The following is a 23,081-nucleotide window of genomic DNA, read 5'->3' as shown; positions in this document are numbered from 1 at the left end:
TGACTTCCTTAGTCTTGAGTGATAAATGGAACTCGTGCAGTTACGCCGCACATAAGTTCATAGCCAACTGTGCCTGAGGCTGCTGCAACATCATCAATAGAGAGTATTTGTCCTGTTTTTGATGTTCCCCAAAGCACAACTTCACTGCCAATTTCAGCATTCGGAACTGGCGTTAGATAGACTGCCAACATATCCATACTGACTCGCCCAATGGTTCGGGTACGGATTCCATTGACTAACACGGGCGTGCCTGTAGGAGAGGTACGCTGATAACCATCTGCATAACCACACGCGACAATACCAATCGTCATCGCATGTGCAGCTACGAAACTTGAACCATAACCTACACTTTCATTAGCATTTAGCTGTTGGATCGCGATCAATTTACTGCGCAAACTCATGGTCGGCGCAAGTCCCCAATCTTGGATACTATGCTTCGGATAATCGGGAGAGCTACCATACAGCATGATGCCGCCACGGACATAATCGGAGTGTACTTGCGAGGGATATCTGAGAATGGCAGCACTATTACTCACCGATCTTTCGCCAGGTAAGTCCTGAATGGTGCTTTCAAATTCTGCGAGTTGATATTCAACCCCAGCTTGACCAAAACGTTCGCCATCAGCATCAGAGAAATGCGTCATATGGGTGATGTTGGAAACATTATTGAGGCGTTGCAGATGTTGCCAGATTTTTCGGTATTGTTGAGGCTTGAAACCTAGACGGTTCATGCCACTGTTCATTTTTAAGAAAATATCAAACTGGGCTGGATAGATATGCTGCTGTATCCATTCGACTTGATGCTCGCTATGTACCGTGAAACTCAACTGATATTCAGCACAGTCAAATAAATCCTGTGGCGAAAAAATTCCTTCCAGCAATAGGATTGGACCTGTCCAACCTAATGCACGCAAACGTTTCGCTTCATCTATATCAAGTAAAGCGAAGCCGTCCGCAGTTTTTAAAGCATCGTAAACTCGTTCGATTCCATGTCCATAGGCATTGGCTTTGACCACTGCAAACACCTTGCTGTCTGGAACAGAAGTTCTCACGACCTCAAGATTTTGGCGCAAAGCCTGAGTATGGATGACCGCAGTAATTGGGCGAGGCATAATCAACTTCCTTGTATAATCAAATTATGCCGCGTGTGAATAACGCTGGATCGATAAGCCATCCGTAATAATCTCGGTACGATGATTCATCACCAAATCACTAATCAATTTGCCTGAACCACATGCCATGGTCCAACCTAAAGTGCCATGACCAGTATTCAAGAATAGGTTCTTATATTTGGTAGCACCAATAATCGGAGTGCTGTCTGGTGTCATTGGACGTAGACCTGTCCAGAATGATGCTTGTTGTAAGTCACCACCTGGGAATAAGTCTTGGGTAACCATTTCCAAAGTTGCACGACGATCATCATTCAAGCCCAAGTTAAAGCCACTTAATTCCGCCATACCACCCACACGGATACGTTGGTCGAAACGTGTAATCGCGACTTTATATGTCTCATCTAAAACCGTTGATTGCGGAGCAAATTTTGGTTCAACAATTGGAATCGTCAATGAATAACCTTTCACTGGATAAACTGGCAGATTCAATTGCAATGGTTTTAAGAAATCGCGTGAATAACTACCAAAGGCAAGTACGAAACGATCAGCCGTTAAAATCGCACCATTGACCATCACACCTTTGATTTCGTCACCTTCTACGATCAGTTGCTCAACATTTTGATCGAATTTGAATTCGACACCTAAGTCTTGCGCTACTTTCGCCAAGGCATTGGTGAATAAATAACAATCACCCGTTTCATCATTCGGCAAATGTAAACCACCGACTAATTTATCTGTGTGTGCCAATGCTGGTTCTACACTGCCCAGTTCTTGAGCATTGAGTAAATTAAAATCAACACCACATTCTTCCAGTACTTGGATGTCACGTTGCACTGCTTCAAGCTGCGCTTCATTACGAAATACCTGTAAGGTACCTTTGGAACGATTTTCGTAATGAATACCTGTTTCACTTCTGAGTTGACGCAAACAATCACGACTGTATTCCGCCACACGCATCATGCGTTCTTTGTTGACCGCATAACTTTGTGGATTACAGTTTTTCAGCATCTGTGCCATCCACTGAAGCTGCCACATGCTGCCATCTATATTAATGGCAAGTGGTGCATGATGCTGGAACATCCATTTTACTGCTTTGAATGGAATCCCTGGTGCAGCCCAAGGTGTTGAATATCCTGGCGAGATTTGCCCAGCATTACCAAAACTGGTTTCTTTTGCTGGACCAGACTGACGATCAAGTACAGTCACTTGGGCACCTTGTTGCGCAAGATAGTAAGCACTTGCTACACCAATAACACCACTTCCTAAAACGATGACGCGCATAATAGGTCCCTCTCGCTCACTAGTTTATTTAACTAGTATATTTTTGCTTCAATAGTTTTTTTGACTGTTTTTATTGCTATAATCTAGGTAATTTAATGTTTTTATCGCGGAAAAATTAAAATAAAAGGGAATAATCTATGCGTAAATTAGACCGTATTGATCGCCTGATTTTAGACATTCTGCAACGTGAAGGGCGTATCGCAATTAGTGAGTTGGCTTCACGTGTGAACTTATCTACCACGCCTTGCTCAGAACGCGTCAAACGATTGGAACGTGAAGGTATTATTATGGGCTACTACGCTCGGCTTAATCCTGCGCATGTTGATCGTAGCCTGTTGGTGTTTTTAGAAATCAAACTATCTGCAAAATCAGGCGATGTATTTGATCAGGTGGCACGCGATTTAGTGGATATCCCTGAGGTTTTAGAATGTCATCTGATATCAGGTGAGTTTGATTATTTAGTCAAAGCACGACTCAAAGAAATGAGTGCTTATCGACGCTTATTGGGTGATTTACTGAAAAAACTGCCTGCTTCGGCATCATCCCATAGTTATGTGGTGATGGAAGAAGTCAAAGAAAGTCTTTACTTAGATGTGAGTAAATAAAATTAGATGTCGTAGGATGCACCATTAAAAATATTTCAGCCTGCAAACGCAGGCTGAATATCTATCATTATTCGTCTTCATCATCATAGATATAGCTCATACAACCCCATCCGTCGTATTCACCATCAAACTCTTGCGCAATCCGCGTCATCCACTCTTCTAAATCAGCAATATCTTCATATTCCAACATCATATTGACGTGAATATTTAACACCCACAAATCCGATCCATCTGAATGCAATTCTTCTTGATACAGTGAAATTTTTTGCTCTTGATGCAACAGATGCAATGCACACTTTTCTGCTTGTTCTTGCTTTTCAAATACAATTGAAAATTCGACTTCATGCGGTTCACTTAGGTCATTGCCATCTTCAACCATTTGCCAAAGCACATTACCATTGTCATTATCAGGAAATTGCTCGTAATCACGTGTCATTTGAATATCCTTTGTTGTCGTTTCAGTTTAATTATTTGGCTATAGATTAACCTATTTTTATGTCAGTTTTTAGACGCATGAAGATCATTATTGTAGTGAAAGCATAAATGATCTTCATGTCGATCTTCGATAGCTATACGGTCAACTCGATGGATAGAACAACTTGATCGATACAACGGATTCCATTTTCATAAATCGGCTCAGGATAGTGTTTAAATACATCTCGCTCAATGTATGACATACGAAAACCACACTTCTGATACAGAGCCAACTGATCAAAACTTGAATTGCCTGTTTTAATCAAAACAGTGCTGACCGAAGATTGCCATGCATTTTCTATCGCATGTTTAATCAATGATTTGGCTAGACCAAAACCTCGATGCTCTTTGGTGACGGCTAAATTGATAATTTCCGCTTCATCCCCGCGTTGTAATAAACATAATTCTGCAATTACATCCCGACGATCATTGGAAATCACAAAGATTTTTACTTCTGATAGATAAGCTAAAACATGCTGCCAATCTGGATCGGCTTCAAGTAGTAATTTTTTTAATTGCGCTTGAGTCAAAGTCGGCAAACCAGCCCACTTTAACTCGTTGATACACGAATACATAGTTAAGAACGTTATTCCTTGTTTTATTTTTTTCGCAAGAGTAGATAACTAAACTTCTGTTCATTTCCCGCTGGGGTGATATGAACTTCTTTCCCCTCTTCCACCACATCAAATGCAGATTGTCCAAAGAAATGTATCAGCTCTTGTGTGCTGTAGCGTTGCACAGGCAAACCACTACACTTCAATGCTCCATCTTCTGCAAAGGTTGAGATCACTAGATAACCACCTGATTTCAGCGCAGCAGTTACTTTTTGCAAATAACGCTGCTGATCGTTGTGCTCTGTCAAAAAATGAAAAACTGCCCGATCATGCCAAAGATCAAATTGGTGATCTGCAAACTCAACCTCGACTATATTCGCAATAAGCCATGTCACTTTGTTGGCAAGTTCTCCCAAGCGTACCTGACTTTTTTGTAACGCAGCCTCTGCCAAATCTAAAACTGTGATGTGTTTAAAGCCTTGTTCTAAAAGCTGATCAACTAAAACTGAGGCGCCTCCCCCAACGTCTATGATTTCTGCCTCAGGGTGGAGTTGCGCTTTTTGGATCAATCGCAAGGAGGTCGAAGCCTGAGCTTGGAACCAACTGACTTCTTTAGGATCTTTGGTGGAATAGATGGTTTGCCAATGCTGGGTTAATGGTTGACTCATCGGGCATCTCACAAAACATTATATGTTTTTATAATCTATTATAAATCCATCCACATGTCTAGCTTAGCTACACTTATTTCACCTTAGCTTACATTTTAAAATGGAATCACCGATTTAATTTCAACGAGATGTTGTTGTAAAGGATGCTGAAAAGACAAGAATGCAGCATGTAATGCCATACGTTTTAAATGAAATTTGGCAGGCTCAGGATGATAAAGTTTATCGCCCATGATTGGATGTCCAATATGCATCATGTGCACACGAAGTTGGTGTGAGCGACCTGTAACGGGTTCTAGTCGCACACGACTTTGATCAGTTTCAACATCGTAATCCATCAATTGAAACAGTGTCTTGGCTTGCTTACCCAACTCGAAATGTACGATTTGACGTGGACGATTTTCCCAATCTGTAATCAATGGGACATCGACACTGCCTTCAGCCTGAATTGCACCTTGTACCAAGGCCTCATAATATTTTTTGACGGTACGCGCTTGAAACATTTTACTCACGGCGACCTCTGCATCACGATGCTTAGCAAACATCAGTAAACCTGAAGTGGCCATATCTAAACGGTGCGTTACTTTAGCCGTTGGATGGAGATCCAATACACGCAAATACGCGCTGTCATGATGTTCTGGTAATCGCCCCATCACGGACAATAAGCCCGCAGGTTTATTGACCACGACCAAATCCTCATCTTCGTACATGATCTCAAGAGGTTCTTGGGGAGGTTGGTAAATAAAATGATCGTTTAAAGGCATAGGAAGCAAACAGATTGAATCAAGCGAGCAGATTATAACGACAACGAATAGAAAATCGACCCATTCAAAAAAATCACAACCAGCGGATCGCTATTTTTTATCTTTGGTTTATCTATAATAAAAACCCCGAATAAAATGTCTTTATTCAGGTTTTATTTGATTGAGTTCAGGAAAATTAAAAGTTAAGACGCTGTCTTCATCGGTTTATTTAAGCTGTCACGATAAAGTGCTTCTAACTCCTCAACCTCGCCATTCATAAACGCGATGAGATATTCTTTGGCACGGTTCAGTGTCAGGTGATTAAAAGAAATCGTATCTTTGGCTTTGCGGGTGACCAATCCAAATACATCCTTTCTCGAAATCAGAACAGGAATATCACTATCCAATTTAAATTCCAGTTGCTGGGATTGAGCATAGGCATCCAAAATGATACGGACACTTTGTCCTGTATATTCATTCGTTACCATAAAACTGGTGTTTGTACCATCCAGTTGTAACTGACGGACCATTTGTTGTCGCCATCCCATTTCATCAAACTTACGAATGATCGTCTCTGCGTCAAACATACCCAAATGAGCAGCATCATTTTTGTTGGTTTGATGGGGATAACGTATTTTCAGATCGAACTCATTCATTATTTTTCTGACCTATTCCAGTATGATCATATTTTGATTTTTCGCTTTTAATGGCATTATATCACTTTGTTTTTTAATATAAAAATCTCGACTTCTATTCATATTTTTTGAATTTAAAGATGTGTTTCACATTCGAATTTGCTTTTATTGATCTAGTATTTATTATTTTTAATGTTTTCGTCATATTCTGTTTAGATTAATTTTTTAGGGTATCAAGGGAAAACATGTTGTTTACTTCAACACCTATGACTTTGTAAGCCATAACCTTTGCCTATAAACTTTTGATCTATAGCGTCCTAAGCCGAATCGAGACCTTTTGGGTTCGTACACACTTGCTTTATAAGCCTCGGTGCATGCTACTCTTTTCGATCCCTTTCACACCCTTGAGACATAGTTTAGGCAGATCGGGATGGGATTGTTTTCCTAAAAAATGGTATTTTTCGCCACAAATGAAATAGTTTTGCGTAACAGATTCTAAAATCAGAATTATTTCCCATTTAAACAAAAAATAACTGATTTAAATTCCGATATATTCAAATTTACATGTGTATTTTTTCATGAGCTTATAAAATTTAAGCCCAAATCACCATAATCGCAGCCACGATCACCAACCACAATCCCAAATGATCAGTTCTCGCCAATTTTTCCTTAAAGAAAAATGCAGAGATCAATAAACTAAATAAAATCTCGACCTGACCCAGTGTTTTCACGATTGCCACGGTTTGCATACTCATCGCACTAAACCACCCCAATGAAGCAAGAAAACTACAGACACTCACTTTGAAAGTCAGTCCAAGACGATGCCACATTTTGTATAAAGTCTGACGACTGAAAATACCAAGATATAGCAACAATATAATGCACTGAAAACTAATCAAGCTACACAGCACCCATGCGGCACGATGTAGAAATGGCAACATGCTCAACTCTAAACTTGCTTCACGCACCAACAATGAGGTGATGGCAAAACACAAACCACTGCCTAAACCGATCATCAATGTTTTCATTGAAAGTTCAGTATGTTGTCGGCCTTTACTCAGTAAAAATACCGCGACTGCACCAATTGAAACACCCACCCAGCCCCATGCTGTTAAATGCTCTTGTAAAAACAGCACACCGACCAATGCCGCTAAAATAGCTTCACTTTTGGCGAGACCGACCCCGATGGCATAATTCTTTTGTTGAAATAATTTGACCATTAAAGCCGTTGCATAGATTTGGCTAATCCCTGCGATCACCACATAAAACCAAAATTTATTAGAAAAACTGACTTCAACACTGACAGGCTGCTGAGCATAAAGAATGACGATATAACTAAAAGCAAAGATCGGTGCAAATAGAAAGCGTGCCAATGTCGTGCCATAAACATCGACTGTGGTGCTGAGTTGTTTTTGAAATGCATTGCGCCACGCCTGCATAAAAGCAGCCATCAAGGTAAATAAAATCCAAGTAAACGCCATCATCAACCATGCACACTCAAAATGTGGGTGTAATTTACTCGCTTGAAGATGATTTTTCGAGCTTTGATTGAGAAAAATACTGTCATTGCAACTCTGAAGCGATGGTCAAGATCACCATGCCATCGTTGTTTGTTGAATGAGAAGCTAGCTTTGGTTTACTTCAACTGTTTTTGCCAAGGAAACTTTTTCAGGCGATGTCTCACACGATACATCAGTCCGCCATGAAGATTGCCGACATGCCATGCTAATTTTGAAGTCAGCGTCATGTCAGGAATCCAATAACTAGATGCTAAAGGTTCGACAGGTTTAGGTTCAGCCAATTCAATTTCTGCGGCGATATAGCCCTCTCCATCCGCTAAACTCATACGTGCTAAGACATTTCCAGCAGCATCACAAATTTGCGTTTCGCCCACCATTTCAGTTAACCATTTGACATAAGGTAACAACGGCATATCACTCAAGACTTCGCCGACATGCGCGGCATGCACTACGGGAATACCTGTTAAGCGTGCCATTTGCGCAGGTAGTGCTTCACTTTGTTGTTTATAAATTTCATGTTCACGACGCATCCAAGTACCCAACAATCCATACCAATTGATCGGCATCGAATACCAACACATTCCACCTAAAATCAACTGTGCATGTTGTTCTCGAACACGCTTGGCGGTACGAAACCTTGCCCACTCCCAACCTGAGAGCAATGCAACCTTACAGTTCAAGCTACTTGAATCCACAATTCCATCATCCGAACCACCGCGATAGAAATTTTGCTCCCATGCGGTTGGAATATCTTTGTCATGCAGATGATAATCGCCATTCCGCTCCACCATGACATAAGTACCATAGGTATGCCCGTCACGAATTGCCACGAAGCCCCCTGTGATCACCACATTCAATTGCTTGGCTAAGCGAATTAGAAGCTGTAAGGGCTGACCCTGTAATGGTTGTGGTGTCAAGAAAGCTTGTGGTGAATAGACATTTGGAGAAGTCATCGACTCAGGAAGTACGATCACATCAGGCGAATGCTCTTGATATGCCGCTAAAATCAATTGTTCGAGTTTTTTTAAATTTGCTTCAACCTGTCCTAACTGCAATGCAGGCTGAATGGCGACGATTTTCATATCTGTAATTCTTCTGAGTGTTCATGAAAATCTTAGCATCGAATTTTAGAAATACTTTGACCGAACTCTTTCAATGCTTAGTTTATTTTTCGTTAGCGTCATCGCTGATAAAAATCGTATTGGCTTTCAACATCGACGGCGCAAAATCCACCATACGACGTAAAGTTCGGGTGAAATGGGCTTGATCTGAAAAGCCTGATTCAACTGCTATCTCAATCAAAGTTTTGCCCTGCATCCACAACTTGATGGCATAGCGAATACGCAACCACAAGATATATTGCCGCATAGATAGTCCGAGTTGCTGACTAAACAGATGCATCAAGCGTGACTCTGATAGCCCAACCTGTAACGCAACATCTGCGATGGTTGGAATTTGATGGGGCACACAGCGTTTGATGTATTCACAAGCGAGTTGAACCCGTTGATCCCATGGTAAAGCCAATAATGGCTGAGGATTGAGTACCAATAACACATCCATCAGCAATTGCTTTACTTGTTCTAAGCAGAGTTGAGCACTCATCAATTGCTGAAACTGTTTTTGAAAAGATTGAAGTCGATCAGCAGATAATGAATTAAATGTCTGCCCATTCAGTAAAGGATGTAGATAAGCATAAAGCACATGATCAGGATCGATCAGAATTGCAATATAAGGTTGATTCTGTGAATCGGTACTGTGGCTAATATTGGGTGCCATCACTACAACTTCATGATAGTTCGTAGGCTGATCTTCAACAGCCAATGCAAAAGCAGTGCCCAAACCAATTTGTAATAGTGCTGGAAAATGCGCGTGTGCTTTATTCAAATGATCTTGAGTCACATACACAATCACGCCATCCCACGCATAGACCAAGCTTTTATGCGGTGTGATCGAGTCTAATTCCATGTGTTGAGATAGCATATTCGTTCAAGACCATTTCGGGTGGAGTGTTCAAAATGAAGACGACTTTAAACGAAAGGAATAGTCGTATGTCTCACAATACTCAAGAACTGATGAAAAACAATACTGTGCAGTTGGAAGCCAGTGAAGTTCGTTATAAAACCCTTGCTGAATTTTATCCTTTTTATCTTTCGCAACATGAAAATGCGACTTGTCGTCGCCTGCATTTCGTGGGGACAAGCTGTGTAATTGGTATTGCTGCTGCATCTGTTGCAACTGGAAATGCCAAATTACTTTGGGCTTTGCCTGTAGTCGGATATGGCTTTGCTTGGGTGGGTCATTTCTTTTATGAGCATAATAAACCTGCAACCTTTAAGCAGCCATTCTTTAGCCTCGCTTGCGATTTTATTATGTATAAAGATATCTTATTCAAACGTGTGAAGTGGTAATACACACAGGAAACTTAGGTTATAAAATTAGGTCTAAGTTTCCTGATTGTACTGAATTTAAAAACTCACGATGTTGAATGACTGATCTTTTCTTGTTTTTTTTGGCTCACCCAACGTGCGACCACAATCACGAGAATAATCACAAATACAGTAATCACAACAGGCATCACAAATGCCAAGATCGACAAGACAATCGAGCCAATCAACTCACCTGTTGCCACTACAAAATTCCCCAATCCACCAGTAGTTGCAGTTGAAACCCCACGTGCAGCTACCGTGCTCATTTGCACCACACCTGCTGTTCCGCCGCCCACGATCAGCGCGGCTGCCAACGTCGCAAACTGTGACATTTCTCCACTACTGACCGCCATCGTACTGAGTGTACCTGCCACTACAGCAGCAGGCGTAGCGATGGTATCCAAAAGATTATCGACCCACGGCACATAGTAAGCTGCGATTTCACAGATGGTTGCAAATCCAAGTGCCGCGCATACGGCAGGGATCGCTAACCATTCAAAGCCTTTGGCAGGTTCATACCAACCCATCAGGGTTGCAATGCTCATCACCAATAAAGGAACAAAGACACGAAAACCACAGGCTGCGCTTAATCCTACGCCGATACAAAGTCCTAAAATTGTTTCCATCTGGGTTTTCCTTATTTTTGTCAGATATCGCTATCTTGTTATTTCATATTTTACAGTAACAAAAAAGCCCTATCGAGTGACAGGGCTTTCATCAAAACAGTGGGTAACTGTTTGGTGTTTGCGGCTTAGGCATTCTTACTGTTGAATTGATTGCCAAGGCATTTGGTACACGGAGGTAAACGATCAGTACCAATTTCTAAATAGGTGCGATGTCCGCATTGGACACAAAAATAGAAGCCAGTTCCAGGTCTTTCGCCAGCAGTAACCATCTTTGTTCTCCATAGATTTTAGAAATGGTTCATATACTATAGCGTGATAGTTTTGATTATTTATTGACCTTTCTGACGAATAGTGATGGCGATTTGGCTAAATACTGAAAACTCCCAATATCAAGTAATACTATACTTATCTTTTCGTAAGCAAAATGCTGGTATTGTACCTTCTAGTACCTCTAAGATTTGTTTGTTAATAATCTTATTTTCTATACCACCACACATAAAATTAAACTTATAACCATTTTGCTTATCCAAAGAAACATTTATAACTTGCTCTGAATCCGCTACTACAGCTAAATTTGGATTATGAGTGACAATAATGATTTGACGTTTTTTCTTCGCTAATTTAATAAATGGCACCAGAACTTTAGCGACACTATTATTATCTAAATTATCTTCAGGTTGATCTATAATTAATGGTATATCTTCCTTATCTAGAACAAGATAAAAGACTAATAATAATGCACCTTTTTCACCTGGTGATAACTGATCTAAACTTTTACCATGATTCTGTAAATCATAATAAGCATCTAAAAATTGCAAACTAAAAATATAGTTATAAAGGTCAGAACGATTATTAGTAACAGAACCTATATAAACTGCTTTCTTATCACCAACTCTCATATCACATTCAAGATATTTAATAAATTTATTTAAGAAGTTAAGAGTGCTTTCGAGATCATTCCAATCAGTTTGGTTAATTAAGTCATCCTGTAAAATCCTGCTTCCATCGTCACCACCATAGAAACTACCAACTTTATTCTGACGAATATTACTTAATATTTTTTTCTTGAAATCAGAATCACAACCAAATTTACTAGCAATATTTAGATCAGATACTTCAGAAGCTAAAAGTTGCTCGTCAATTCCTTTTTTAACTTCGTCATAAATAGCTTTAATTTCTGATTTTTTAGAGTAGATTTCTTTAACAGTTTCTAGCCTAATATTTCTTTCTTTGAATAAATCATCGTATAAGTTATTTTCAATGTAATTAAGTTTATGCTCGAGATAAACCAATGAATCAACTTCATCTAAAGAACCTATAAGCTCTTTGCTTCTAGCTTCCCACGCACTTACTGCATCAAGATAAAGTTGATAATTTTTTTGCTCACCAGTAAATTCTGAAGTAATTGAATCTATCAAATTTTGATACTTCTTAATTTTAAATCTAGAACTATTCTGATTAGACTCATCTAATAGCTCTGTATCTTTCTGAATACTAGATTCAATTTCATGAATCTTACTTTTGAGCAAATTTTCATCAAATGTGATTTTAATGAGAGTTTCTTTTTCTATTTGAAGTTCATTAATAAGTTGTGAATTTTGAATCAAATAGTCTTCCAACTCTTTTATTTTATTATTTACTTCTCTAAGTAAGTTTACAGCATTCAACTTTAAACGGTTATTTTGTCCTAATCTATCTTCATAACTTTTACTTAGCTCAACTTGCTTATCTCTTTCTTTTTCATAATGTAAACGATCTTTTTGTTTTTGCTCATCTTCTGGCGATTTAACTTTCAAACTAGGATCAAGAACTTCAATAGGTTTATTTTGATTATGCACTTCTATTTCTTGAGTCTTTATCTTTATTTTACTCTTTAAAATTTCTACAAAATCTGGATCTCCCATATCTTCCAGATTAATAATTTTACCATTTGAAATTTTTAATTTTTCAACTATTGAGTCCATTTCTGAATCAATCGCTTTCTTCTTTAACGAAATTAAATCTTTGAAATTTTCTGAACCTACTTTTTTCTCTCTTGGAACATATTGATAAACAACTTTTTCTATTTCCTGCCTAAAAGCTTCAACTTTACCAATCTCATTACATACTTTTTCAAAATAACTTTGTGGTAAATATCTAACTAAACTTTGCTGTGTAGAATCAATAGCATGATTTAGTTGTCTATACTCTGTTGTTGAATTACTAAGAAATTCAATAGAAGCCTTAAATCTATCTGCAAAACCTTTCTTCTTAAATTTATCTTTATGTAAGAACAGATATTCGTCGCTATGCTCAGCATCTGCACAAAGAGCAAGAATATCTGATATAGCACTTTTTCCATTTCCTTTATGTCCAATGATGGTAACTAGCTCACTATTTAAAGGTATATCTACGTTATCAAACCAAATATTGTTTGCATCATATACGCCATCTAGTGAAACTTTTAATCGGCTTATATACTTAGTTTTGTTTTCTCTTGTTCTTTTTAGAATTTCAGGTTCTTTACCAATATAAAATCTTTCTGTTGGTTCATTAAGAGCATACTTTAATCCATTAAAACTCGGCTCACCTTTAATCCAAAGTTTTTGTTTTATTTCATATTTTCTAATGTTGTGGTTATCAGAACAAATAATCATTGGTATAGTTTTTTTAATGAATGGAAAAACACTTTTAACATATCCCTCTTGATCTTCTTCTTTACCTAACTCATATATATCTACTGCATGAGCAATTTCCGTTTTTTGTGCTCTAGCATGGGGTAAAGAATTTGTAATATTCTCTACTGATGAATGCTTTTCACCAGCATGGATCGTTACTATACCGCCTAGCTCTTTAACAAGTTTAATAGTGTCATCAAGATTGCAATAAACTTCATTTACACGCTTACTTTCTGAATCAATTTTATTAATTGGCGTTCTATGCTTAATCTGTCCCCATACATGTTCTAAGTTACATGTTTCAGAAAAAATTCCAATAAAATGAATAGGATCTTTACCTCTGGAATCAGATAAAAATTCGATACCAGGCAGTACTGTAATATTCTCTTTTTGAGCTAATAAAGAAAGATCACGAATTCTTTCAATATCAATGAGATGATGATCTGTTACTGCAACAACTTTTACATTATTATTTTTTAAATTATTGATAATTTCCTCATTAGTTACATCTTTATGTTTATAGTCATATGAACTGGGTGTATGAAAATGTAAGTCCCAGATATGCCATTCAGAACCTTTTGAAATAATAGTCATTATAATTTTCCTAAAGTATAAAAAAACCCCACTTTAAAGTAGGGCTTTTTTTAAACAATATCAATTACTTTTAGCTAAAGTATTAAGCCACTTGACCTTCTAAAAAGTCTTGCGCAAAACGCTGAAGTACACCGCCCGCTTCATATACAGAAACTTCTTCTTCTGTATCTAAACGGCAAGTTACCGGCACTTCAAGAATTTCTTCTTTACCATCAGCAGTTGAACGTTCAATCACTAAAGTCAAAGTCGAACGCGGTGAGATATTACCAATCACGCTATAAAGCTCAGTACCATCTAACTTCAACGTCTTACGGTTCACACCTGGTTTAAACTCAAGCGGTAACACACCCATACCCACTAAGTTAGTACGGTGAATACGCTCAAAACCTTCAGCCACGATCGCTTCAACACCTGCAAGACGAACACCTTTCGCTGCCCAGTCACGGCTTGAACCTTGACCATAATCCGCACCCGCTACAATGATCAACGGTTGCTTACGGTTCATGTAAGTTTCAATCGCTTCCCACATACGCATCACTTCGCCTTCAGGCTCTACACGCGCTTTTGAACCTTGTTTAATCGTGCCGTCTGAACGAACCACCATTTCATTAAACAATTTCGGGTTGGCAAATGTTGCACGTTGTGCTGTCAAATGGTCACCACGGTGTGTCGCATATGAGTTGAAGTCTTCTTCAGGTACGCCCATTTTGTGTAGGTATTCACCCGCAGCCGAATCCATCATGATCGCATTTGAAGGCGATAAATGGTCAGTCGTGATGTTATCACCCAAAATTGCAAGCGGACGCATGTTGGTCAACGTACGTGGTGCAGCCAACGCTCCTTCCCAATACGGCGGACGACGGATGTAAGTACTCATAGGACGCCAGTCGTAAAGTGGGCTTTCCGCTTGCTCAACTTCACCGAGGTCAAACATAGGAATGTAGACTTTACGGAATTGTTCAGGCTTCACAGCTTCTTTTACCAGTGCATCGATTTCAGCATCAGATGGCCAGATATGTTTCAGGTAAATTGGATTACCGTCTTTGTCTGTACCCAATGAATCTTTTTCGATGTCAAAACGAATTGTCCCTGCAATCGCATACGCGACAACAAGTGGAGGCGATGCCAAGAACGCTTGTTTTGCATATGGATGGATACGACCATCGAAGTTACGGTTACCCGAAAGTACCGCTGTCGCATACAAATCACGGTCAATGATTTCTTGTTGAATCACTGGATCAAGCGCACCTGACATCCCGTTACAGGTTGTACATGCATACGCCACGATACCAAAACCAAGTTTCTCTAGGTCTTTGAGTACGCCAGCTTCTTCTAAATACAGCGCAGCCGCTTTAGAGCCTGGTGCGAATGAAGATTTCACCCAAGGCTTACGTACTAGGCCCAGTTCATTGGCTTTACGTGCCAATAGACCCGCCGCCACCGTGTTACGTGGGTTTGAGGTATTGGTACAAGACGTGATCGCAGCAATGATGATCGCGCCATCAGGCATTAAACCATCCGTACGGTTTTCAACAACGCCAGCAATACCTTTTTCTTTCAAATCAGCAGTAGATACACGTGCATGTGGGTTTGATGGACCTGCAATGTTACGAGTGACTGTTGAAAGATCGAAACGAAGTACACGTGGGTACTGCGCTTTGGTCATATCCGATGCCCAAAGACCGATTTCTTTTGCATATTGCTCAACCAATGCCACTTGAGCATCTTCACGACCTGTCAGGCGTAAATAATCAATGGTGTTTTGGTCGATGTAGAACATCGCAGCCGTTGCACCGTATTCAGGTGTCATGTTCGAGATGGTTGCACGGTCACCAATCGACATGGTGTCTGCGCCTTCACCGAAGAACTCAAGGTATGCACCAACCACACGTTCTTTACGTAAGAATTCAGTGAGTGCCAATACGATATCAGTCGCTGTGATGCCTGCTTGACGCTGACCGACAAGCTCAACACCGATAATGTCTGGAAGACGCATCCAAGATGCACGACCCAACATCACGTTTTCAGCTTCTAAACCACCCACACCCACTGAGATCACACCAAGTGCATCGGTATGTGGGGTATGTGAATCTGTACCTACGCATGTGTCTGGGAACGCTAAGCCATCCCGGTTTTGGATCACTGGAGACATTTTCTCCAAGTTGATCTGGTGCATGATACCGTTGCCCGCAGGGATTACGTCGACATTTTTAAATGCGGTTTTGGTCCACTCAATAAAGTGGAAACGGTCTTCGTTGCGACGATCTTCAATTGCACGGTTTTTCTCAAACGCGTCAGGATCAAAGCCACCAAATTCCACTGCCAAAGAGTGATCTACGATCAACTGGGTTGGTACCACTGGATTGACTTTAGATGGGTCACCACCTTTTTCAGCAATCGCATCACGCAAGCCCGCAAGATCAACGAGTGCTGTTTGACCTAAGATGTCATGACAGACCACGCGCGCAGGATACCAAGGAAAATCCAAGTCCTGACGGCGTTCAATCAATTGCTTTAAATAATCAGTTAAGTTTTCTGCATCAGCTTTACGTACAAGCTGCTCTGCCAACACTTTAGATGTGTATGGCAAAGTTTCATATGCGCCTGGCTGAATATCTTCAACGGCTTGACGCACGTCATAGTATTCAAGCTGGGTATTGCCATTCTGATTTGGCAGCGGTTTACGGTATTGATTTGTCATTAACCACGCTCCGCCAATGGTTTAAATTCTAAGTTTTCAGGGCCAGTATAGTTCGCGCTTGGACGAATGATCTTGCCGTCTTGACGTTGTTCAATCACATGTGCTGACCAACCTGCTGTACGTGCAATCACGAATAATGGAGTGAACATTGCTGTTGGAACACCCATCAAGTGATAGCTCACCGCGCTGAACCAATCGAGGTTCGGGAACATGTTCTTCACTTCTTTCATCACTGCTTCTAAACGTTCAGCAATGAGGTACATTTTGGTGTTCTCTTGAGCATCAGCAAGATCACGCGCCACTTTCTTGATCACTTCGTTACGTGGATCAGAGATGGTATAAACAGGGTGACCAAAACCAATGATCACTTCTTTTTTCTCTACACGGCTACGGATGTCTGCTTCTGCTTCATCAGCGTTGTCATATCGCTGTTGAATCACAAATGCAACTTCGTTGGCACCACCATGTTTTGGACCACGCAACGCACCAATACCACCTGTAATTGCTGAGTACATGTCTGAACCTGTACCTGCAACAACACGTGAAGTAAATGTAGAAGCGTTGAATTCATGCTCAGCATACAGAATCAAAGACGTATGCATGGCTTGAATCCATTCTTCAGATGGCGCTTCACCATGAAGTAAATGGAGGAAATGCGCAGCGATTGAGTCATCATTCGTTTCAACTTCGATACGACGACCGTTGTTGCTGAAGTGGTACCAATACAACAACATTGAACCCAAGCTTGCCATCAATTTATCAGCGATATCTTTCGCACCTGCTTCATTGTGGTCTTCATGTTCAGGCGTTAAACAACCTAGAACTGAAACGCCTGTACGCATCACGTCCATTGGGTGTGCAGATGGCGGTAACTGCTCAAGTGCAGTTTTCAATGCTGCTGGTAAGCCACGCAATGCTTTTAATTTTGCTTTATAGGCTTTCAACTCAGCTTTGTTTGGCAGTTTGCCATGTACAAGCAAGTGCGCAACTTCTTCAAATTCGCTACCCACTGCAAGGTCAAGAATGTCATAACCACGATAGTGCAAGTCATTACCACTACGACCCACTGTACAAAGTGCTGTGTTACCTGCAACTTGACCACTTAACGCAACTGATTTTTTTGGCTTGAAGCCTGTTGGAGTTTCATTACTGCTCATAAGATTGTCCTTTTCTGTTCTTTCTATGTGAATTATGAGTTCTAAAATCCCACTTGCGGAGCTACAACCGCTCCTCACCTCCCTTTCCAAAGGGAGGGAAGTCCCCCTTTGAAAAAGGGGGATTTAGGGGGATTCCTTATTTTGCTTTTTCAAATGACGCATCAAGATACTGTTCAAACGCATGGTAGTTAATGCGTTCATACAATTCTTGACGGGTTTGCATGGTGTCAACAACGTTCTTCTGTGTGCCTTCTTGACGCAAAGTCACATACACATTTTCCGCTGCTTTATTCATCGCACGGAATGCTGAAAGTGGGTACAACGCAATGCTCACATCCGCAGAAGCCAATTCTTCAGTCGTGAATAATGGTGTAGAACCAAATTCAGTAATGTTCGCTAATACTGGAACTTTGGTCAGATCAGCAAATTGCTTATACATTGCCAGTTCAGTGATCGCTTCAGGGAATAACATATCCGCACCTGCTTCAATGTAAGCACCTGCACGGTCAATTGCTGCTTGTAAACCTTCAACTGCAAGTGCATCAGTACGCGCCATGATCACAAAGTTTTCATCAGTACGCGCATCAACCGCAGCTTTAATACGATCCACCATTTCTTGTTGGGTCACGATTGCTTTGTTTGGACGGTGTCCACAACGCTTTGCACCCACTTGGTCTTCGATGTGCATCGCTGCTGCACCGAACTTAATCATTGATTTAGTAGTACGTGCAATGTTGAATGCTGAAGCACCAAAACCAGTATCCACATCAACCAATAATGGGAGATCACAGACATCCGTAATACGGCGTACATCCGTCAATACATCATCAAGGTTACTAATCCCTAAATCAGGTAAACCTAACGAACCTGCGGCAACACCACCACCTGACAAATAAATTGCTTTATAGCCTGCACGTTTTGCTAACAATGCATGATTGGCGTTGATCGCACCAACCACTTGTAATGGTTTTTCATTTGCGACCGCGTCGCGGAATAGCTGACCAGCAGATTTAGCCATGTTGATGTTCTCCTTGGGTTTGCAGCAATGTTTGCTCAACAATTTTGTAAGATGCATTGATGTGACGGTGCATCAGCATTTCGGCAAGTTCACCGTCACCTTCTGCGATCGCATCTAAAATGCGGATATGTTCGTCCCAAGCTTTGCTCGGTCGATTTGGGGTGTTTGAAAACTGAATTCGGTACATACGGATGAGGTGATACAGCTCATCACATAACATTTTTTCTAAGGTTTTATTGCCACTGCTTTTGATAATGCAATAATGGAAATCGTCTTGACCTTCTTGTAGGTAATAACCCTTACCTGCTTTAAAATTTTCATCTTCAGCATGCATTCGCAACACATCACGCAATGCCAAAATTTGTTTTTTATCAATGTGCTGTGCAGCCAGCTTACAAGCTAAGCCTTCAAGTGAAGCACGAATTTGGTAAAGTTCTTTAAATTGTTGTAGAGAAAGGGAAACAACTCGTGCGCCCACATGTGCGGTACGCTCAACCAATCGCTGGCCTTCTAGACGATGAATTGCCTCACGCAATGGGCCACGACTAATCCCGTAAATACGTGCTAACTCAGGCTCAGAAATTTTACTGCCCGCAGGAATTTGTCCTAATACAATCGCCGATTGAATTTGCTTAAATACGTGTTCCGTCAGAGTAATACTCTGACTCGTGCTGATGGCTTGAGGAACAAGGGTATCTTGCATATTGTCGACAATCTCTACAGTTTTGATGATTTTATAACGGGATAATAGAAATAATGCAATAGGATTGTCGACAATAAAATAGACCTGTGCAGTCAGTCAGACATTCTATCCATTCTGATTAGAATCATTCAAAACCGTCATAAAAACCATGATAAGTATAAATAAAACAAATGTTTATGATTTTATTGCAATTGATCTACGCTCAATTTTGTATATCTTTGAACTCTTTGATATTGCTTATGCTACGACTATGGTATGACAGCTTGATTGTAGACAATCTTTATAATCGAGTGCTTTGCTACAAATTTTTGTAAGTAAATAATAGGGTCTGTTGATATTTCAGCCATGCATTGCGTTATCGGCTAAAACAACATAAACAAGGCATGAAACGCAGGCAATGGCCTTCCCTTGTCAAGTTTCATAACGCAGTTTAGGGAGGTTTTAGCCATAACCCTACGGGACAGGAACATTTTTTGCCGTTACTATGTTATGTTTCGCTCATTTAGAATAACTAAATTTCGCAAAACATGCCTTGTACCGTCTAAAAAATGTTCTCTGTCGCAAGCATCTGTGAAATGTCAACAGACCCTACACTAGAAATGTAAATAACAGCGTGCTTCATCATCGCTTTATTGGTACATTATTGGGCATCTGGAGCAGCGCTCCACAAGACACATCCATGCACCTTGTTGAATAAAAGGACATTGTTAATGTTTCAACATATCCCACCTTATGCAGGCGACCCGATTCTCTCTTTAATGGAACAGTTTAATGCTGATCCACGCGCTGAAAAGGTTAATCTAAGTATTGGTTTGTACTATAACGAAGACAGTATCGTTCCACAGCTCGAAACTATTATCGAAGCTCAAAAACGTATTGCACCTAAAAATACTCAAACCAAACTTTATCTACCAATGGAAGGTTTTAAACCTTACCGTGAAGCGATTCAAGCGTTATTGTTTGGTGCAAATAGCCCTGCAATTCAACAAGGTCGTGTTGCTACTATCCAAACGCTTGGTGGTTCAGGTGCATTAAAAGTTGGTGCAGATTTCTTAAAAACTTATTTCCCAAATTCAGAAGTTTGGGTGAGCCAACCAACGTGGGATAACCATGTTGCGATTTTCAACGGTGCTGGCATCAAGAGCAACTACTATCCATATTTCGATGCTGAAACACGTGGCGTTGATTTTGATGGCATGTTGTCTACATTAAAAACTTTGCCAGAGCAAAGCATCGTATTGTTACACCCTTGCTGCCATAACCCGACAGGTGCTGATCTAAATCCAGCACAGTGGGATCAAGTCATTGCAGTATTAAAAGAGCGTAACTTGATTCCATTCCTCGACATCGCTTATCAAGGCTTTGGCGATAGCATGGAACAAGATGCTTATGCAATTCGCGCTTTAGACCAAGCTGGTTTGAACTTTATCGTAAGCAACTCGTTCTCTAAAATCTTCTCACTTTATGGTGAGCGTGTTGGTGGTTTAACTTTCGTATGTGACGATGCTGAAGCAGCAAAATGCACATTCGGTCAGTTAAAAGCAACGGTACGTCGTATCTACTCAAGCCCACCAACAACTGGTGCATGGTTGGTTGATCAGGTGCTCAATGATGCTGATCTGAATCAACAATGGCAAAACGAAGTTAAAGAGATGCGCGAACGTATTATCAAAATGCGTAGCATCTTAAAAGATGAGTTGACTAAAGCACTTCCTGACCGTGACTTTAGCTACCTTGTAAACCAAAAAGGTATGTTTAGCTACACAGGTTTGACAGGCGAGCAAGTCGACACCTTACGTGAAGAATATGCAATTTACCTTGTTCGCAGTGGTCGTATCTGCGTTGCAGGTTTAAATATGAATAATATTTATAAAGTTGCAAAAGCGATGGCAGAAGTTTTAGCAAAATCAGCTTAAAATCCCCTTGCGGAGCTATAATCGCTCCTCATCTCCCTTTTAAAAGGGGGACTTTATGCATCAAAAAAGGTTGTTTCACGTGAAACAACCTTTTTTATTTTTACAAAACCAGCGTCATTAAAACTAAAATTTATCCGACAACTAGAGCCAAGAATAAATGTGCTAAATGATTAAATCTGTATCATTCAATGTTCAATCTAGCTCAGTCTTTGTATACTGCAACACATGAATAAACAACAAACAGCACCTTTAGATATGACTCAACTGACCTGCTTTAAAGCCTACGATATTCGCGGAAAACTAGGCACTGAACTCAATGAAGAAATCGCCTATAAAATTGGTCGTGCTTATGGGCAAATTTATCAACCAAAAACAGTTGTGATTGGTGCCGATGTTCGTCTAACCAGTGAAAGCCTTAAACAAGCAACCATTCAGGGTTTAAATGATGCAGGCGTAAATGTTCTTGATCTGGGTATGACAGGTACAGAAGAAGTTTACTTTGGCGCATTCCATTTAGATGTCCAAGGTGGTATTGAAGTAACGGCCAGCCATAACCCTATGGATTACAATGGGATGAAACTGGTTCGCGAGAACTCACGACCAATTAGTGCGGATACAGGTTTAAAAGAGATTCAAGCGCTTGCTGAATCAGGCAACTTTATCGACGCGACTCAAAAGGGGCTTGTAGAAAAATACAATATCCTACCTGAATTTGTAGATCACCTCATGACCTACATTGACCCGACTAAGATTCGCCCAATGAAACTTGTCACCAATGCAGGTAATGGTGCAGCAGGGCATATGATTGATGCGATAGAAGAAAAATTTAAAGCATTAAATATCCCAGTCGAGTTCATCAAGATCCACCATGAAGCTGATGGCAATTTCCCAAATGGAATCCCTAACCCTATTTTAATCGAAAACCGTGATAGTACCAGCCAAGCAGTACTTAAGCATGGTGCAGATATGGGGATTGCTTGGGATGGGGACTTTGACCGTTGTTTCTTGTTTGATGAAAAAGGCCAATTCATTGAAGGTTATTATATTGTTGGCCTCTTAGCACAAGCCTTTCTACTCAAACAAGCAGGTGAAAAGATTGTGCATGACCCTCGTTTAACCTGGAATACATTAGATATTGTTGAGAAACATCAAGGGATCGTCGTCCAATCTAAATCAGGCCATGCATTCATTAAAGATGTAATGCGTGAGCACAATGCTGTATATGGTGGTGAAATGAGTGCCCACCATTACTTCCGTGATTTTGCTTACTGTGATAGTGGAATGATTCCGTGGTTATTGGCTGTTTCTGTACTATCTGAAACAGGTCAATCTTTATCTTCATTGGTTGAGGATATGATTGCAAAATTCCCGTGCTCAGGTGAAATTAACTTCAAAGTTGCCGATACACAAGTCACCATTCAAAAGATCTTTGATCATTTTGCTGACCAAAATCCAGTAATTGATCAAACTGATGGCGTGAGTTTAGATTTTGGTATTTGGCGCCTAAATGTACGGGCTTCAAATACTGAACCACTATTACGCTTAAACATTGAAAGTGATGCAAGTAAAAACCCTGAACCAATACAAGTCTATGTCGATCAGTTGACCCAACTTATCCAAGCTTAAGCAATATTTAGCCTCAAATAAAAAACCATTCAAACGATTTAACATCGTTTGAATGGTTCATGTATAGA

Annotated in this window: 21 protein-coding genes; 4 read left to right on the top strand and 17 right to left on the bottom strand. The window is 40.3% G+C overall.

What is annotated here, in order from left to right:
* Positions 1-8 precede the first annotated feature (8 nt).
* Both alr and R2H34_RS00670 read right to left on the bottom strand, forming a co-directional pair.
* Positions 9-1,112 (bottom strand): alanine racemase, encoded by a 1,104-nt coding sequence (alr, locus tag R2H34_RS00675; protein WP_087539459.1) that lies wholly within the window; start codon positions 1,110-1,112, stop codon positions 9-11.
* A 24-nt stretch (positions 1,113-1,136) separates the two neighbouring features.
* Entirely contained in the window at positions 1,137-2,393 is a 1,257-nt protein-coding gene (locus tag R2H34_RS00670; protein ID WP_042892541.1) for a D-amino acid dehydrogenase, read from the bottom strand.
* 137 nt (positions 2,394-2,530) lie between these two features.
* On the opposite strand from R2H34_RS00670, the gene R2H34_RS00665 reads away from it, so the two are divergent.
* Positions 2,531-2,998, top strand: a complete 468-nt coding sequence (locus R2H34_RS00665) for an Lrp/AsnC ligand binding domain-containing protein (RefSeq protein WP_004665270.1) — start codon at positions 2,531-2,533, stop codon at positions 2,996-2,998.
* A gap of 67 nt (positions 2,999-3,065) precedes the next feature.
* Here R2H34_RS00665 and R2H34_RS00660 read toward each other — a convergent pair whose 3' ends face one another.
* The 8 genes from R2H34_RS00660 to R2H34_RS00625 all read right to left on the bottom strand — a co-directional run bounded on the left by R2H34_RS00660 (position 3,066) and on the right by R2H34_RS00625 (position 9,569).
* Positions 3,066-3,434 (bottom strand): ribonuclease E inhibitor RraB, encoded by a 369-nt coding sequence (locus R2H34_RS00660; RefSeq protein WP_004907196.1) that lies wholly within the window; start codon positions 3,432-3,434, stop codon positions 3,066-3,068.
* Between the two features lie 133 nt (positions 3,435-3,567).
* Positions 3,568-4,047 (bottom strand): GNAT family N-acetyltransferase, encoded by a 480-nt coding sequence (locus tag R2H34_RS00655; protein WP_004956768.1) that lies wholly within the window; start codon positions 4,045-4,047, stop codon positions 3,568-3,570.
* 23 nt (positions 4,048-4,070) lie between these two features.
* Positions 4,071-4,694, bottom strand: a complete 624-nt coding sequence (locus R2H34_RS00650) for a class I SAM-dependent methyltransferase (protein WP_004956771.1) — start codon at positions 4,692-4,694, stop codon at positions 4,071-4,073.
* A 95-nt stretch (positions 4,695-4,789) separates the two neighbouring features.
* Entirely contained in the window at positions 4,790-5,455 is a 666-nt protein-coding gene (locus R2H34_RS00645) for a pseudouridine synthase (protein WP_004956772.1), read from the bottom strand.
* A 182-nt stretch (positions 5,456-5,637) separates the two neighbouring features.
* Entirely contained in the window at positions 5,638-6,090 is a 453-nt protein-coding gene (locus R2H34_RS00640; protein ID WP_318342381.1) for a hypothetical protein, read from the bottom strand.
* Between the two features lie 572 nt (positions 6,091-6,662).
* Complete coding sequence (locus R2H34_RS00635; RefSeq protein ID WP_318342557.1) at positions 6,663-7,550, bottom strand: DMT family transporter; 888 nt, start codon at positions 7,548-7,550, stop codon at positions 6,663-6,665.
* Between the two features lie 155 nt (positions 7,551-7,705).
* Entirely contained in the window at positions 7,706-8,671 is a 966-nt protein-coding gene (locus tag R2H34_RS00630) for a carbon-nitrogen hydrolase family protein (RefSeq protein ID WP_151831232.1), read from the bottom strand.
* A gap of 82 nt (positions 8,672-8,753) precedes the next feature.
* On the bottom strand, positions 8,754-9,569 hold the full coding sequence (locus R2H34_RS00625) for an AraC family transcriptional regulator (RefSeq protein WP_318342380.1): 816 nt from the start codon (positions 9,567-9,569) through the stop codon (positions 8,754-8,756).
* 68 nt (positions 9,570-9,637) lie between these two features.
* On the opposite strand from R2H34_RS00625, the gene R2H34_RS00620 reads away from it, so the two are divergent.
* Entirely contained in the window at positions 9,638-9,997 is a 360-nt protein-coding gene (locus tag R2H34_RS00620) for a DUF962 domain-containing protein (RefSeq protein WP_151711210.1), read from the top strand.
* Between the two features lie 65 nt (positions 9,998-10,062).
* Here R2H34_RS00620 and R2H34_RS00615 read toward each other — a convergent pair whose 3' ends face one another.
* From R2H34_RS00615 to R2H34_RS00585, 7 genes are all read right to left on the bottom strand, one after another.
* Entirely contained in the window at positions 10,063-10,641 is a 579-nt protein-coding gene (locus R2H34_RS00615; protein ID WP_318342379.1) for a DUF4126 domain-containing protein, read from the bottom strand.
* A gap of 125 nt (positions 10,642-10,766) precedes the next feature.
* Positions 10,767-10,910: a zinc ribbon-containing protein gene (locus R2H34_RS00610; RefSeq protein WP_004665293.1), complete on the bottom strand. Its 144-nt coding sequence runs from the start codon at positions 10,908-10,910 to the stop codon at positions 10,767-10,769.
* Between the two features lie 120 nt (positions 10,911-11,030).
* A complete protein-coding gene (locus tag R2H34_RS00605; RefSeq protein WP_151711206.1) occupies positions 11,031-13,892 on the bottom strand; it encodes a TrlF family AAA-like ATPase in 2,862 nt (953 codons plus the stop codon).
* A gap of 82 nt (positions 13,893-13,974) precedes the next feature.
* On the bottom strand, positions 13,975-16,593 hold the full coding sequence (gene acnD, locus R2H34_RS00600; RefSeq protein WP_318342378.1) for a Fe/S-dependent 2-methylisocitrate dehydratase AcnD: 2,619 nt from the start codon (positions 16,591-16,593) through the stop codon (positions 13,975-13,977).
* A complete protein-coding gene (prpC, locus tag R2H34_RS00595; RefSeq protein WP_004907222.1) occupies positions 16,593-17,750 on the bottom strand; it encodes a 2-methylcitrate synthase in 1,158 nt (385 codons plus the stop codon). Before prpC ends, acnD begins: the two co-directional genes overlap by 1 nt.
* A gap of 136 nt (positions 17,751-17,886) precedes the next feature.
* Positions 17,887-18,768, bottom strand: coding sequence for a methylisocitrate lyase (gene prpB / locus R2H34_RS00590; RefSeq protein WP_151730805.1), 882 nt, complete (start codon positions 18,766-18,768; stop codon positions 17,887-17,889).
* Positions 18,761-19,471 (bottom strand): GntR family transcriptional regulator, encoded by a 711-nt coding sequence (locus R2H34_RS00585; RefSeq protein ID WP_004956801.1) that lies wholly within the window; start codon positions 19,469-19,471, stop codon positions 18,761-18,763. The genes prpB and R2H34_RS00585 overlap by 8 nt, the downstream gene beginning before the upstream one ends.
* A 710-nt stretch (positions 19,472-20,181) precedes the next feature.
* On the opposite strand from R2H34_RS00585, the gene R2H34_RS00580 reads away from it, so the two are divergent.
* Entirely contained in the window at positions 20,182-21,387 is a 1,206-nt protein-coding gene (locus tag R2H34_RS00580) for an aromatic amino acid transaminase (protein WP_075695924.1), read from the top strand.
* Between the two features lie 255 nt (positions 21,388-21,642).
* Entirely contained in the window at positions 21,643-23,013 is a 1,371-nt protein-coding gene (locus tag R2H34_RS00575) for a phosphomannomutase CpsG (protein ID WP_318342556.1), read from the top strand.
* Positions 23,014-23,081 lie beyond the last annotated feature (68 nt).

It is taken from the genome of Acinetobacter sp. 16 (assembly GCF_033439925.1).
In the GTDB taxonomy this organism is placed as follows: domain Bacteria; phylum Pseudomonadota; class Gammaproteobacteria; order Pseudomonadales; family Moraxellaceae; genus Acinetobacter; species Acinetobacter junii.
This window is presented reverse-complemented; position numbering and strand designations above follow the sequence as displayed.

What these genes read in the sequence shown, in the direction of transcription:
- alr (WP_087539459.1), bottom strand. Translation starts at nt 1,112, where the DNA reads ATGCCTCGCCCAATTACTGCGGTCATCCATACTCAGGCTTTGCGCCAA.
- R2H34_RS00670 (WP_042892541.1), bottom strand. Translation starts at nt 2,393, where the DNA reads ATGCGCGTCATCGTTTTAGGAAGTGGTGTTATTGGTGTAGCAAGTGCT.
- R2H34_RS00665 (WP_004665270.1), top strand. Translation starts at nt 2,531, where the DNA reads ATGCGTAAATTAGACCGTATTGATCGCCTGATTTTAGACATTCTGCAA.
- R2H34_RS00660 (WP_004907196.1), bottom strand. Translation starts at nt 3,434, where the DNA reads ATGACACGTGATTACGAGCAATTTCCTGATAATGACAATGGTAATGTG.
- R2H34_RS00655 (WP_004956768.1), bottom strand. Translation starts at nt 4,047, where the DNA reads ATGTATTCGTGTATCAACGAGTTAAAGTGGGCTGGTTTGCCGACTTTG.
- R2H34_RS00650 (WP_004956771.1), bottom strand. Translation starts at nt 4,694, where the DNA reads ATGAGTCAACCATTAACCCAGCATTGGCAAACCATCTATTCCACCAAA.
- R2H34_RS00645 (WP_004956772.1), bottom strand. Translation starts at nt 5,455, where the DNA reads ATGCCTTTAAACGATCATTTTATTTACCAACCTCCCCAAGAACCTCTT.
- R2H34_RS00640 (WP_318342381.1), bottom strand. Translation starts at nt 6,090, where the DNA reads ATGAATGAGTTCGATCTGAAAATACGTTATCCCCATCAAACCAACAAA.
- R2H34_RS00635 (WP_318342557.1), bottom strand. Translation starts at nt 7,550, where the DNA reads ATGGCGTTTACTTGGATTTTATTTACCTTGATGGCTGCTTTTATGCAG.
- R2H34_RS00630 (WP_151831232.1), bottom strand. Translation starts at nt 8,671, where the DNA reads ATGAAAATCGTCGCCATTCAGCCTGCATTGCAGTTAGGACAGGTTGAA.
- R2H34_RS00625 (WP_318342380.1), bottom strand. Translation starts at nt 9,569, where the DNA reads ATGCTATCTCAACACATGGAATTAGACTCGATCACACCGCATAAAAGC.
- R2H34_RS00620 (WP_151711210.1), top strand. Translation starts at nt 9,638, where the DNA reads ATGTCTCACAATACTCAAGAACTGATGAAAAACAATACTGTGCAGTTG.
- R2H34_RS00615 (WP_318342379.1), bottom strand. Translation starts at nt 10,641, where the DNA reads ATGGAAACAATTTTAGGACTTTGTATCGGCGTAGGATTAAGCGCAGCC.
- R2H34_RS00610 (WP_004665293.1), bottom strand. Translation starts at nt 10,910, where the DNA reads ATGGTTACTGCTGGCGAAAGACCTGGAACTGGCTTCTATTTTTGTGTC.
- R2H34_RS00605 (WP_151711206.1), bottom strand. Translation starts at nt 13,892, where the DNA reads ATGACTATTATTTCAAAAGGTTCTGAATGGCATATCTGGGACTTACAT.
- acnD (WP_318342378.1), bottom strand. Translation starts at nt 16,593, where the DNA reads ATGACAAATCAATACCGTAAACCGCTGCCAAATCAGAATGGCAATACC.
- prpC (WP_004907222.1), bottom strand. Translation starts at nt 17,750, where the DNA reads ATGAGCAGTAATGAAACTCCAACAGGCTTCAAGCCAAAAAAATCAGTT.
- prpB (WP_151730805.1), bottom strand. Translation starts at nt 18,768, where the DNA reads ATGGCTAAATCTGCTGGTCAGCTATTCCGCGACGCGGTCGCAAATGAA.
- R2H34_RS00585 (WP_004956801.1), bottom strand. Translation starts at nt 19,471, where the DNA reads ATGCAAGATACCCTTGTTCCTCAAGCCATCAGCACGAGTCAGAGTATT.
- R2H34_RS00580 (WP_075695924.1), top strand. Translation starts at nt 20,182, where the DNA reads ATGTTTCAACATATCCCACCTTATGCAGGCGACCCGATTCTCTCTTTA.
- R2H34_RS00575 (WP_318342556.1), top strand. Translation starts at nt 21,643, where the DNA reads ATGACTCAACTGACCTGCTTTAAAGCCTACGATATTCGCGGAAAACTA.